The sequence below is a fragment of the Terrabacter sp. Ter38 genome, assembly GCF_024519435.1.
GTDB lineage: Bacteria > Actinomycetota > Actinomycetes > Actinomycetales > Dermatophilaceae > Terrabacter.
In genome coordinates this window covers 268670-281138 of record NZ_JALJRZ010000005.1, presented here as the reverse complement: position 1 = coordinate 281138, position 12469 = coordinate 268670, and the positions used below count along the sequence as shown (strand labels likewise).

Genomic DNA, 12469 nt, shown 5'->3' with positions numbered 1-12469 from the left:
CTCTCTCTCGCTCAGGCCGGATCAGACGCGACGGCGCTTGGGCGGGCGGACACCGTTGTGCGGCGTGGGCGTGACGTCGCTGATCGCGCCGACCTCGAGGCCGGTGGCGGTGAGCGAGCGGATCGCCGTCTCGCGGCCCGAACCCGGGCCCTTGACGAAGACGTCGACCTTGCGCATGCCGTGCTCCATGGCGCGGCGGGCAGCAGCCTCGGCAGCCATCTGGGCGGCGAACGGGGTGGACTTGCGCGAGCCCTTGAAGCCGACCTGGCCGGCAGAGGCCCACGCGATCACGGCGCCGGTGGGATCCGTGATCGAGATGATCGTGTTGTTGAACGTGCTCTTGATGTGAGCGTGCCCGTGGGCGACGTTCTTCTTCTCCTTGCGACGAACCTTCGTCACACGAGCCTTGGGAGGCATTTTTCTCCTACGTCAGAACTGAATGTCGGTGAGACGTGATCGCGAGGCGATCAGCGTCACTTGGCCTTCTTCTTGCCGGCCACGGTGCGCTTCGGGCCCTTGCGGGTGCGCGCGTTGGTCTTGGTGCGCTGACCGCGCACGGGCAGACCACGACGGTGACGGAGACCTTCGTAGGAACCGATCTCGACCTTGCGGCGGATGTCGGCCTGCACCTCACGGCGAAGGTCACCCTCGAGGCGGTAGTTGCCCTCGAGGAAGTCACGAAGCGCAACGAGCTCGGTCTCACCGAGGTCCTTGACGCGGGTGTTGGGGTCGACGCCGGTGGCAACCAGCGCCTCCTTGGAACGGGTGCGACCGACACCGAAGATGTAGGTCAGTGCGACCTCGACGCGCTTCTCGCGCGGAAGGTCGACTCCAACAAGACGAGCCATGTTGGGTTGTCTCCTGATTTCTGTTACGCGGAGGTCTGGAGCAAGGCACCGATCCGGGGTCACGGTCCGCCACACAGAAGGACGGGCCACCGGTCCCCGGCCTCCGTGCCGGGGGTGACGTCCTGCGCCGACACGACGGTCGGTCATCAGGGGCCGGGTGCTGCTTTCATTCACTTGTCTTGCGTGCTGTCGAAGTTCTGTCGACGGCGAGGTGGTGCTTCTGCTCAGCCCTGGCGCTGCTTGTGGCGCAGGTTCTCGCAGATCACCATGACCCGACCGTTGCGGCGGATCACCTTGCACTTGTCGCAGATCTTCTTGACGCTCGGCTGAACCTTCATCTGCCTGCTGTCTTCAGATCGCGCGCCTGCCACCGCGGGCCCCGGAGGGCACGTGACGATCAGGTGCTTGGTTGTGTAATCGGGAGTTGGTGCCTCGCACTCGTCCCGGCTCGACATGCCCGCTCTCGCGGACCGGTCGCGGCCGACCCTGGTGCTCAGCGGTAGCGGAAGACGATCCGACCGCGGGTCAGGTCATAGGGCGAGAGCTCGACCACCACACGGTCCTCCGGGAGGATCCTGATGTAGTGCTGTCGCATCTTGCCCGAGATGTGTGCGAGCACCTTGTGACCGTTGGAGAGCTCCACCCGGAACATCGCGTTCGGGAGAGCCTCGACGATCGTGCCCTCGATCTCGATGACACCGTCCTTCTTGGCCATATCCTCCGTCTATCTGTTGGTGGCCGACCCGGACTGAACCGGCCTTTGGGACGTGCCTGGGTGCCGTGCTCGTCGCACAGCGAGAACTCAGGCGCCGAGGCACACGACACCCAACGCACAAGACTACGCCACGCGAGCCCGTTCCCCGAAATCGTGGCCGCCGGGCGACGACCCACCCGGACCGTCCCGCGCCGGGGCCTCGCGGAAGGTCCTCCCGCGGGAGGATCCCGTATGCCGTCGCCTTGGGTAGCGTGCTCGCGTGACCGTCCGGCCCGCACCCCAGACTCCCGCCGCGCCGGCCGCGCCCGGCGGGGCGGCACAGCCCCTCGTCGACCGCGTCGGGGCGATCATCGCCCTGCTCTACTTCGTCACGTCGATCACGATCGCGGCAGGGTTGGACCGCAGCACCTGGTGGGTCAACGTGCGGGACCAGCCCGCGGTCCTCGGCTACGTCGGCATCGGGCTCGGCGCCCTGCTCCTGCTCCTGCTCCCCCGTTTCCCGCGCGCGACGTTCGCGGCGTGCGGGGTGCTCGCCTACCTGCTGTACGCCGTGGGCGCCATGCTCGGGCTTCCGACGGTGCTCATGGCACTGGTCGCACTCTTCGGCGTCACCCTCTGGACCGACCGGCGCGGCGGACTGTGGGCCCTCGCTGCGGCGCTGGCCTCGATCGGCGTCGCCACCGCGCTGCTCCTCCTCCGCTTCGGCTACCTCCTGCCGCCGCTCGAGACCTTCCTGTCCGACCGGGTCGCCGTCTTCCTCTTCAACAGCGCCGCCGTCGTCGTGCTCACCTGGGCGGTGGCCGACCAGGTCCGCGCCGCCCGGGAGCGGGCCGCTCTCCAGCACGAGTCCGCGTCGCACGCAGCCGACGCAGCCGCCCACGAACAGGCCGAGCGCGCTGCCGTGAGCCGCGCTGACGGGCTGGCCGACCGGCAGCGGATCGCCCGCGAGATGCACGACGTCGTGGCGCACGGACTCTCGGTCATGATCGTGCAGGCCGACGGCGCGCGCTTCGCGGCCGCCTCCGACCCCGACGCTGCGACGACCGCGCTCGCGACGATCGCCGCGACGGGGCGGGCCTCGCTGGCCGAGATGCGGCGGCTGCTTGGCGTGCTCCGCGACGACACGACCGGCGTTCCGGAGGCGCCGCAGCCAGGACTGGCCGACATCGAGACCCTCGTGGCGGCCCTCACCGCGGGAGGGAGGGTCGTGCACCTGCGCCAGGACGGCGAGTTGCTGCTCCACGACGCGACCGAGGGTGATGCCGCGACCGGGCTGACGGCCTACCGGATCGTCCAGGAGGCCCTGACGAACGTCATGAAGCACGCCGGCGACGACGCGACGGCCTGGGTCAGCGTGACCGTCGGACCGAGCCGCGTCGTCGTCGAGGTCGTCGACGACGGCCTCGGCGAGGCCCGCGTCGACGGTGGTGCGGGCCACGGCCTTCGGGGCATGGCCGAGCGGGTCGAGGTGCTCGGCGGCTCGCTCGTCACGGGACCCGATCCTCGCGGGGGCTACCGGGTCGTGGCGACGCTGCCCCGGCTCGCGGCCGGGGCGACCCGACCCCTCGAGGTGACGCCGTGATCCGCGTCATGATCGTCGACGACCAGGCGCTGGTGCGGGCGGGCTTCGCCATGCTCGTCCGATCGCAGCCCGACCTCGTCGTGGTCGCGGAGTGCGCCGACGGTCAGCAGTGCCTCGACACCCTCGCGACGGTGCCGGTGGACGTCGTCCTCATGGACGTCCGGATGCCACGGATGGACGGCATCGAGGCCACCCGCCTGATCGTCGAACGCGACTGCGCCACAAGAGTTCTCGTGCTGACGACCTTCGACCTCGACGAGTACGCCTTCACGGCCCTGCGTGCCGGAGCCTCCGGCTTCCTGCTCAAGGACGCGCCACCCGAGGACCTCCTTGCAGCGATCCGCACGGTGCACGCCGGCGACGCCGTCATCGCGCCCTCGACCACGCGACGCCTCGTCGAGACGTACGTCCGGAGCGCTCCCGTCGCGCCGGCGATCCTCGACCGCACGACGGCCCTGACCGACCGCGAGCGCGAGGTCTGGGTAGCCATCGCCAACGGCCTGACGAACTCCGAGATCGCCGAGGCGCTCTTCGTCTCCGAGACGACGGTCAAGACGCACGTCGGCCACATCCTGGCCAAGACCGGCGTCCGCGACCGCGTCGCGCTCGTCGTGCTCGCCTACCAGACGGGGGCCGTGGCGCTGTCCTGAGCCGGGCGACGGACGCGGCCACGGCCGCGTCTCCACCCGCGCGGCGCCGCGCTCCTCCCGCGGGAGGAGGGCGAGCTCGGTCCACGGCCCGATGCGGCCCTCGGGGTCGGGCTCCTAGCGTCGAGACATGATCCAGACAGACCCTTCGGCCCCCGTCGCGCCCGCACCTCCGGCGCCCACCTCGCCGGCCGGCGAGCTCGCCGAGGCCGTCGTCGACCACGGGGCACTCGCGGCGAACGTCCGCACCCTCCGCGCGGCCGCCGGCACCCGGCTCATGGCCGTCGTCAAGGCCGACGCCTTCGGTCACGGCGCCGTGCCGGTCGCCCGCACCTGCCTGACCGCCGGTGCGTCCTGGCTCGGGGTGACCCGCGTCGGAGAGGCGCTCGAGCTGCGTCGGGCCGGCATCACGGCTCCGGTCCTCGCGTGGCTCTTCGAACCGGCCCGCGCCGAGGAGGCGGCCGCCGCACACGTGGACCTCTCGGTGAGCAGCCCCGGCGACCTCGCTGCGGTCGCCCGCACGACGGGACGCGCGCGCCTCCACCTCAAGCTCGACACCGGCCTGCACCGCAGCGGCTGCCCGGGCGAGGACTGGGCCCGGCTCGTGTCGGCCGCCGCGGTGCTGGAGTCGGCCGGACGGGTCCAGGTCGTCGGCCTGTGGTCCCACCTGTCGCACGGCGGCCAGCCGGACGCGGTCGCGACCCACCGCCAGCTGCTCATGTTCCGCGTCGGCATCGACGTCGCCCGTGCCGCCGGACTGCGCCCCGAGATCGTGCACCTCGCGAACACCGCTGCGGTGCAGACCAACTCGCGCCACACGGCGTACGACCTCGTCCGGGTCGGAGCCGGCATCTACGGGATCGGCGACGGGCTGCGGCCCGCACTGACCGTGCGGACCCGGGTCGTGCAGGTGCGCCACGTCGCAGCGGGCCGCGGGGTCGGCTACGACCATGTCGACCGCACGACGCGCGACACCCATCTGGCGCTCGTCCCGCTCGGCTACGCCGACGGGGTGCCACGAGCCGCGACGGGCCGGGCGAGCGTGTGGGTCGGCGGGCGACGGGCCCGGCTCATCGGCCGGGTCTGCATGGACCAGGTCGTGGTCGACGTGGGGCCGGAGCCGGTCCCGATCGGCACCGAGGTGCTCGTCCTCGGAGCAGGTGACCGAGGCGAGCCGACCGCTCGCGACTGGGCGAGCTGGGCCGGCACCAACGAGCACGAGATCTACACGGGCATCGGCGCACGCGTCGTGCGCCGGCACGTCGGGGGCACGCCGGGCATCCAGGTGCCCCGCGTCGGAACGGAGGAACGATGAAGGTCGCGGTCATCCACGGAGGCACGAGCACCGAGCACGACGTGTCCGTCGCGAGCGGCGAAGGGATCATCGCCGGTCTGCGCAGCGCCGGCCACGACGTCGTTCCCGTGCTCGTGGAGCGGTGGGGCGAGTGGCGGACCGGCACCGGCTCCGGCGTGCTGGACGCAGCCGAGACGCTGCTGGGCTGTGACGTGGCGGTGCCTGCGCTGCACGGGATCGTCGGCGAGGACGGCACCGTCCAGGGTTTCCTCGAGATCCTCGGCGTGCCCTACGTCGGCTCGCCCGTCGCGGCGAGCGCCGTCTGCCTGGACAAGCAGCTGACGAAGCTCGTCGTGGCCGCGGCCGGGGTGCCGGTCGCACCGGGCCTGCTCGTCCCCTCCGAGCGGGCGGTCGCCGCGACACGCTCGGCCGCTGAGCTCCAGCGCCTCGTCGACGACGTGACCGCGGCCGGTCTGCTCGGTCCGCTCTTCGTCAAGCCGGTGCACGGGGGGTCGAGCATGGGGGTCACCCGGATCGACGTCGTCGCCGACCCCACGCACAGCGGGCAGCCAGAGGCCGGTGCGACATCGCTGTCGAGCGCGCTGTCGACCGCGCTGTCGACCGCCCTGTCGACGGCGCTCGAGGGCGGGTCGGACGCCGTGATCATCGAGGCGGAGGTGGCCGGGCTCGAGGTCGACGTGCCCGTGCTCGAGCTGCCCGACGGCCAGGTGCGGTGCGGCCCCGCGCTGCTCGTCGAGAGCGACCCCGACGAGCCCTTCTTCACGGAGACCGCCAAGTACGTCAGTGCCGGGACGCGGTTCACCGTGCCCGCGGGGCTCCCCCCGGAAGAGACCCGGCGACTGGAGCGGCTCGCGACCACGGCCTACCGGGCCCTCGGCTGCCGGGGCCTCGCGCGGGTCGACTTCCTCGTCGGACCCGACGGACCGGTGCTCAACGAGGTGAACACCTTCCCGGGCTTCACCCCGGCCTCGCAGTTTCCGCGGATGTGGGCCGCCGCCGGCCTGACCTACCCGGAGCTCGTCGACGTCCTCGTGCGCACCGCGGCAGCACGACCGGTCGCAGCGACCGGCCGTTCGGTCGGCGCCACCGACCGCTCGGTCGACGTGACCCGCGGCGTGGTCGTCGGATGAGCGCGTCGCCGAGGACCGTCGCGCCGACCGGGTCCGGTGACCCGGTGCTGCTCGCCGACCCGAGGGTCAGCGGCATCCCCGTCGTCGAGGACCGTTCCCCGCTCGTCGACCTCGCCACCGTCGGGGTCCAGGTCAGGCGGCTACCGCCGGCTCCGCCGCCCGGTCTCGGTCTGTCGTGGAGATCGGCGGGCGCGGTCCCGGGTGCACCGCCCGGAGCGCACGGGCTGGTCCGGCGGACGCTGGCCGAGCGTCTCGGGGAGGCGGAGGCCCTGCTCCCCGACGGCCTGCGCCTGCTGGTCGTCGAGGGGCTGCGACCCCTGGGCACCCAGCGCAGGATCCATGCGGCGTACCGGGCCCGTCTCGCGACCGAGCGACCAGGCATGGACGAGCTCGCGCTCGACCGGCTCGCGAGCAGGTTCGTCGCCCCACCGGCCACGGCGCCGCACGTCAGCGGGGCCGCCGTCGACCTGACGCTCGCCGACGGCGACGGCCGGCCGCTCGACCTCGGCTGTCCCGTCGACGCGACCCCCGAGGAGAGCGGCGGGGCGTGCTACTTCGACGCCCCGGGCCTCGACGACGAGGCACGCCACCTGCGGCGCGTGCTCGCCGGAGCCCTGGGACCGGCCGGCCTCGTGAACTACCCGACGGAGTGGTGGCACTGGTCGTTCGGGGACCGCTACTGGGCCCATGTCACGGGCAGTCCCTTCGCGGTCCACGGACCGGTGGCTGCAGCCGACCTCGCCTCGGACGCTCCCCCGCCGCTCAGCCTTCCAGCTCGGCCCGGCGGAGCGTGACGACGCGCTCGACGACCTCGTCGGGGATCGGCTGGTCGACGCTGAAACGGATCGTGCCCTTGCTCAGGGAGAACCCCGTCAAGTCGGGCGCGACGGACTCGACGACAGCGGGGCTGAACGGGAAGACCGAGAGGTGCCTGGCGGCGGCCGTGATGCCGAGGAGCGGACGCCCGGCGAGACGCAGGGCCGGCATGCCGTAGCTCGTCCCCTCGTCGGCGTCGGGCGCGACGCGCCGAGCGACGTCGACCACGTGCTGCAGGGCTGCTCGCTGGTCCGGCTCGAGGCCGACGAGGTAGTCATCGATGGTTCCCACCCGGCCATCGTGGCACCAGCGTGAGGCGCCGCGGGCCCGTTCGACGCACCGACTCACCGGGGCAAGCTGCAGCCGGCTTGGCCACGACGGCCGTCACCATCGTCGCCGGCCCGCTCAACGACCTCGGGCTCGACCCGCGCATCGGCTGCTCGACGCCGCAGCCCTCGACGTAGCCGGGAGCCGGCGGGTGGGAGCGGCATACTGGCCGGGTGACCGAGCCCGGCGCTGACGCCACCGTCCCACCCGCCACCTCCACGCCGCCACCGGCTCAGGGGACGCCGCCTGACCGCACGGACGCGGTCACGGCGCCCCCGTCGGCCGCGGAGAGCGTGGAGGACTACTACGCCCGCATCGCCGCCGCGGCCGGGGAGGACGGCCGCCTTCCCGTCGCCGTCGAGGAGATGCCCGGCTGGGACATCTACCCCTACGAGATCGAGGGCCTGCGCCTCAAGCCGGTGCAGCCCCCGGTCGACGAGGAGCCGGCCCGGCGCGGCGAGCACGCCGCCGACTGCTGGTGCACCGACGGCTTCGGGGACGCCGACGACCGGCTCGTCTGGTCGAACGCCCGCTGGCGCCTGACGCTCTCCGTCGACACCGGCCTCCCGGTGATGCTCATGCTCATGCCCCTCGCACACCACGACCTGCCCTCCCTGCCGGGCGACCTCGCGGCCGAGATGGGCCAGCTCGTCGTCGCGGTGTCGGACGCCGTCGAGCACGTGCCGAGCGTCGGTCGGGTCCAGCTCGCGAAGTACGGCGACGGCGGAGCGCACCTGCACCTCTTCTTCCTCGGTCGCCCCGCCCGCCTGCTCCAGTTCCGCGGGTCGCCGCTCATCGACTGGGAGGAGAACCTCCCGCGGGTGCCCCTCGACGTGCTCCAGGCGAACGCGCGCGTCGTCGCCGAGCGGATGGTCGTCCACGTCGGCGGCACGCCCGGAGGCCTCGGCCGCTAGCGCCCTTGCCGAGTCCACCGGCGGGACGCCGAAGACCACCCAACCGTCCGCACCCGGGTCGACGACACCCACCCGCTCCTCAGGCCCGCTGGCTCGCGGGCCGTTCGAAGAAGAGCACGGCGACGACGCCGACGAGCAGGACCGCAGCGGGCAGCAGCATCGACTCGGCCATCGCATCGGCGAAGCCGCTCGCGACCTGCGCCGGCATCGTCGTCCCAGTCCCCTGCAAGCCGCCCAGCTGACCGGAGACGCCCGGCAGGTCGGCGGCGAGCCGGGCCTCGATGAGGGCCGCGATGGCCGCGCTGCCGAGGACCGCCCCGACCTGGCGGGTGGTGTTGTAGACGCCCGACCCGGCACCGGCCGACGACAGCGGCAGGTTGCGGGTGGCGGTCGCGCCGAGCGGGCCCCACATGAAGGCGTTGCCGACGCCCATGAGCGCCATGGGCAGGAGCAGCACCCACGTCTCGGTCTCGGGGTGCATGACGAGGGCGAGCCAGAGCAGGGAGAGGGCCGTGAGGCCGATCCCGGCCGCGGTGATGCCGCGCGGGTGGACCCGGTCGGCGAGCCGGCCGGACACGGGGGCCAGGCCACCCGAGATGACGGCCATCGGCGCGAGCAGGAGCGCCGAGGCGGTCGGCGACATCCCGCGCACGGCCTGTGCGTAGAGCATGAGGGGGAAGGCCATCGCCGTGATGGAGAAGCCGATGGTGGTGATCGCGACGTTGGCGAGCGAGAAGTTGCGGTCGTCGAAGAGCCGCAGGGGCAAGAGCGGCTCGCGGGTGTTGTGTGCCTGCCACCAGATGAAGACGCCGAGCACGAGCAGGCCGACGCCGATGAGGAGAGGCACGGAGACGAACCCGGAGATGGTGCCCCAGTCGTAGGTCTCGCCCTCCTGGACGCCGAACACGACGAGGAACATGCCGACCGCCGAGAGCGCGACGCCGATCCAGTCGAAGCTGTGGCTGTGCGTCTCGAGCCGCGGCACGAGACGGGCGGCGAGCGCGAAGGCGACGACGCCGACCGGCACGTTGATGAAGAAGATCCACTCCCACCCGGGACCGTCGACGAGGAGGCCACCGACGACGGGACCGACGAGGATCGCCACGCCCGCCGTGGCGCCCCACAGCGCCATGGCCTGCCCGCGGGAGGCCGCCGGGAACGTGCGGGTGATGACGGCCATGGTCTGCGGCGTCAGCATCGCGGCGCCGAGTCCCTGCACGACGCGGGCGAGGATGAGCCCGGTGATGGTGCCGGTGAGCCCGCACCACAGCGACGCGAGGGTGAAGACCGTGAGCCCCACGAGGTAGAGGTTCTTCGGGCCGTAGCGGTCGCCGAGCCGGCCGGTGATGAGCAGCGGCGTGGCGTAGGCGAGCAGGTAGGCGCTCGTGACCCAGATGACTCTGTTGACGTCGGTGTCGAGGCCCCTGAGGATCGCCGGTGTCGCCACCGACACGATGGTCGAGTCGACGAGGATCATGAAGAAGCCGATGACCATCGCCCAGAGGGCCGGCCACGGGTTGTGCCCGTCGGGCACCCCACCGAGCGGCGCCACGGGGGCGGCCCGCGGGGTCACCACCTCCGCGGTCGCGTCGCGTCCGGTCACGTCGGTGGTGCTGTCCTCGCCGGCCATGGTGGCCCCCCTTCCGCTGCCTGACGCAGCACCTCTGATTGTCCACCCGGACACCGACAGCCGTCAGGCCCCCGCTGAGGGTCCGTCCGTGGGTCCTTCGAGAGGGCCCGGCGGACGCCCGAACGGGTAGCGACAACCCAGCCCCGGCTCAGGCGTACGACCAGCGCGTCGCCAGCCACAGCGGGTCGTAGCCGGTGAGCGGCACCATCCGCCACGTCAGGTCGGCGTCGGCCCCCCGCAGCCGCGCCTCGACGCGAATGCGGTGTGGCGTCTCGACGGCGATGACCTCAGCCCGGAAGGTGTCCTCGTCGACCCAGCCGCCGCTCGAGACGACGGGTAGGGTCGCGCCCGCGGCCGCCAGCTCCCCCTCGCGCCACAGCCCCCGGCCCACGGGGACGCGCAGCCACTCACCGCGCCGGCTCAGCCCGAGCACGACGTCGGGGCCGTCGCGGGTCACGGAGACGGCGGTGTAGTCGGACGAGAGGTCCGAGCTCTCCGAACGGGTGAACTCGGCGTACTCCGGACCGAGCGCGTCCCCGGACATCGCGGGGATCTCGAGGCCGGCGAGGCGCTCGGCGAGCGCACGGTCGGCGTCGGCGGAACCGCTCCCGCCGATGGCCGGCACGACGTGGGCCCAGAGCCCGTCGAGGGTGGACTGCATGCGCGACTGCTCGGCGGTGATCGCCACGACCGTGTCGTGCTCGGGCAGCACGACGAGGAACTGGCCGTAGGCACCGTCGCCGCGGAAGCCGTAGCGCTGCATCCAGAACGAGTAGCCGTAGCCGCGGCGCCAGTCGTCGTCGGCGCCGGGGTCATCGCTGACCGGGCCGAATCCCCGCGTGGCCTCGGCGACCCACGCCTCGGACAACAGCTGCCGCCCGTCCCACCGGCCGCGGTCGAGGTAGAGCTGGGCGATGGAGGCGATGGCCTCGGTGGTCAGGTGCGACCCGGTGAACCCGAGCTCGCGCCCGAGCGGGTCGCGGTGCCACGGGATGTCGGGCAGACCCAGGGGCGCGAGCAGTCGCGGGCGCAGCATCTCGGCCACGCCGACCCCGGCGACACGCCCCACGATGATGGCGAGCAGGTAGGTCGCCACCTGGTTGTACGCGAAGACCGTCCCCGGCTGCCGGGTCGGCCGGGTCGCGAAGACGCGCGGGACCCAGTCGTCCCCGTCGCCGCCCTCGCTGCCGCTCAGCCGGTCGAAGACGTGGGCCCACGCGTCCTCCTCGTGCCCGACGGTCATCGACAGACAGTGCGCGATCCGCACGTCCTCCCAACCGTCGGCCACCACGGCGCGGTCGAGCTCGGGGAAGTGGTCGAGGACCCGGTCGTCGAGCGAGAGGCGCCCCTCCTGCACGAGGAAGCCGACGGCCGTGGCCGTCACCGTCTTCGACAGGGAGTACGCCAGTTGGACGCGGCTCGCGGCATACGGCGTCCACCAGCCCTGCGCGACGACGTGCCCGTGACGCACGACCATGAGACTGTGCAGCCCGAGGTGGTCACGCTCGGCGGCGTCGACGAACGCGTGGATGCCGGCGGCGTCGACGCCCTGCGCCGACGGGGTGCTGCGGGGAAGGCTCACGAGCGTGAGGCTACGCGTCCGGAGGCCGTCGGTGGGCCGGTGCCGACCCCGAGTCGCCCGCGGTCAAGCGGTGACGTCGAGGGGGGCGTATGCCGCCCCGGCAGCCGCGAGCGCAGCCTGGCCCCCGTCGACGGCCGTGAGGATCCACAGTCCGTCCTCGCGGACGGCGACCGAGTGCTCCCAGTGTGCGGCCCGCGTGCCGTCGAGCGTCACGACGGTCCAGTCGTCGGCGAGCACCTTGGTGTCGATGCCGCCGAGGGTGACCATCGGCTCGATGGCGCCGGTGAAGCCGTCGACGAGCTTGGGTCCCGCCTCGCGCACGGCGTAGTTCGGGATCTGGGGGTCCATGTGCATCTGGGTGCCGATGCCGTGGCCGACGTACTCGTCGATGACGCCGTAGGTGCGACCGTCGCGCTCGGCTGCGGCCGCGATGCTCGCCTCGACGGCGTCACCGACGGCGTACAGACGACCGCCGACCTGCATCGCGGCGATCCCGGCGTAGAGGCTGGCCTCGGTGGCATCGATGAGGGCGAGGTCCTCGGGGCGACCCGCCTCCCGCCCACCGACGACGGCGGTGAAGGCCGCGTCGCCGTTCCAGCCCTTGACCTCGGCGCCGCAGTCCACAGAGACGATGTCGCCGGCCTCGAGGACGCGCGGACCCGGGATGCCGTGGACGACCTCGTCGTTGACGCTCGTGCACAGCGTGTGGCTGTAGCCCGGGACGAGCTGGAAGTTGGGGATGCCACCGTTGCTGCGGATGAAGTCCTCCGCGAGACGGTCCAGATCGAGCGTCGTCAGGCCCGGACGCAGCTCGCTCGCGAGCAGCTCGAGCGTGCGCCCGACGAGCAGCCCCGCCTCACGCATGAGGTGGAGCTGCTCGTCGGTGCGGCCCTGGAGCCGGTTCCGGCGTCCGAACATCGGTGGTCCTTCTCGGTGACGACACCCGGACGCGCCTGACGGCGA

Annotated in this window: 14 protein-coding genes; 6 read left to right on the top strand and 8 right to left on the bottom strand. The window is 72.6% G+C overall.

Annotation, left to right across the window (positions count from 1 at the left end):
• Positions 1-21: 21 nt before the first annotated feature.
• From rpsK to infA, 4 genes are all read right to left on the bottom strand, one after another.
• Complete coding sequence (rpsK, locus tag NR112_RS13085) at positions 22-417, bottom strand: 30S ribosomal protein S11 (RefSeq protein ID WP_020143208.1); 396 nt, start codon at positions 415-417, stop codon at positions 22-24.
• 56 nt (positions 418-473) lie between these two features.
• Positions 474-848: a 30S ribosomal protein S13 gene (gene rpsM, locus NR112_RS13080; RefSeq protein ID WP_020143209.1), complete on the bottom strand. Its 375-nt coding sequence runs from the start codon at positions 846-848 to the stop codon at positions 474-476.
• A gap of 224 nt (positions 849-1072) precedes the next feature.
• Positions 1073-1186: a 50S ribosomal protein L36 gene (gene rpmJ, locus NR112_RS13075; protein ID WP_006592630.1), complete on the bottom strand. Its 114-nt coding sequence runs from the start codon at positions 1184-1186 to the stop codon at positions 1073-1075.
• 155 nt (positions 1187-1341) lie between these two features.
• Entirely contained in the window at positions 1342-1563 is a 222-nt protein-coding gene (infA, locus tag NR112_RS13070) for a translation initiation factor IF-1 (RefSeq protein ID WP_013493543.1), read from the bottom strand.
• A gap of 259 nt (positions 1564-1822) precedes the next feature.
• Here infA and NR112_RS13065 point away from each other — a divergent pair, with 259 nt between their 5' ends.
• The 5 genes from NR112_RS13065 to NR112_RS13045 all read left to right on the top strand — a co-directional run bounded on the left by NR112_RS13065 (position 1823) and on the right by NR112_RS13045 (position 7031).
• Positions 1823-3145, top strand: a complete 1323-nt coding sequence (locus tag NR112_RS13065; protein ID WP_256794736.1) for a histidine kinase — start codon at positions 1823-1825, stop codon at positions 3143-3145.
• Positions 3142-3795 (top strand): response regulator transcription factor, encoded by a 654-nt coding sequence (locus NR112_RS13060; protein WP_256794735.1) that lies wholly within the window; start codon positions 3142-3144, stop codon positions 3793-3795. Before NR112_RS13065 ends, NR112_RS13060 begins: the two co-directional genes overlap by 4 nt.
• A 127-nt stretch (positions 3796-3922) precedes the next feature.
• Positions 3923-5107 (top strand): alanine racemase, encoded by a 1185-nt coding sequence (gene alr / locus NR112_RS13055; RefSeq protein ID WP_256794734.1) that lies wholly within the window; start codon positions 3923-3925, stop codon positions 5105-5107.
• Positions 5104-6237 (top strand): D-alanine--D-alanine ligase, encoded by a 1134-nt coding sequence (locus NR112_RS13050; RefSeq protein WP_256794733.1) that lies wholly within the window; start codon positions 5104-5106, stop codon positions 6235-6237. Before alr ends, NR112_RS13050 begins: the two co-directional genes overlap by 4 nt.
• Positions 6234-7031, top strand: coding sequence for a M15 family metallopeptidase (locus tag NR112_RS13045; protein ID WP_256794732.1), 798 nt, complete (start codon positions 6234-6236; stop codon positions 7029-7031). Before NR112_RS13050 ends, NR112_RS13045 begins: the two co-directional genes overlap by 4 nt.
• Here the strand turns inward: NR112_RS13045 and NR112_RS13040 are convergent.
• On the bottom strand, positions 7000-7344 hold the full coding sequence (locus NR112_RS13040) for a DUF1801 domain-containing protein (RefSeq protein WP_256794731.1): 345 nt from the start codon (positions 7342-7344) through the stop codon (positions 7000-7002). The two genes, NR112_RS13045 and NR112_RS13040, sit on opposite strands and share 32 nt — an antisense overlap.
• A gap of 209 nt (positions 7345-7553) precedes the next feature.
• On the opposite strand from NR112_RS13040, the gene NR112_RS13035 reads away from it, so the two are divergent.
• Positions 7554-8294 carry a hypothetical protein gene (locus NR112_RS13035; protein WP_256794730.1) on the top strand — a complete coding sequence of 247 codons (741 nt, stop codon included), beginning with the start codon at positions 7554-7556 and terminating at the stop codon, positions 8292-8294.
• A 79-nt stretch (positions 8295-8373) separates the two neighbouring features.
• Here the strand turns inward: NR112_RS13035 and NR112_RS13030 are convergent, their stop codons facing one another.
• The 3 genes from NR112_RS13030 to map all read right to left on the bottom strand — a co-directional run bounded on the left by NR112_RS13030 (position 8374) and on the right by map (position 12424).
• A complete protein-coding gene (locus NR112_RS13030; RefSeq protein ID WP_256794729.1) occupies positions 8374-9924 on the bottom strand; it encodes a DHA2 family efflux MFS transporter permease subunit in 1551 nt (516 codons plus the stop codon).
• Positions 9925-10072: 148 nt separating this feature from the next.
• Positions 10073-11506 (bottom strand): serine hydrolase domain-containing protein, encoded by a 1434-nt coding sequence (locus tag NR112_RS13025; protein ID WP_256794728.1) that lies wholly within the window; start codon positions 11504-11506, stop codon positions 10073-10075.
• 63 nt (positions 11507-11569) lie between these two features.
• The gene (map, locus tag NR112_RS13020; RefSeq protein ID WP_256794727.1) at positions 11570-12424 is read right to left on the bottom strand and encodes a type I methionyl aminopeptidase; all 855 of its coding nucleotides are present in this window, start codon (positions 12422-12424) and stop codon (positions 11570-11572) included.
• Positions 12425-12469: the final 45 nt, after the last annotated feature.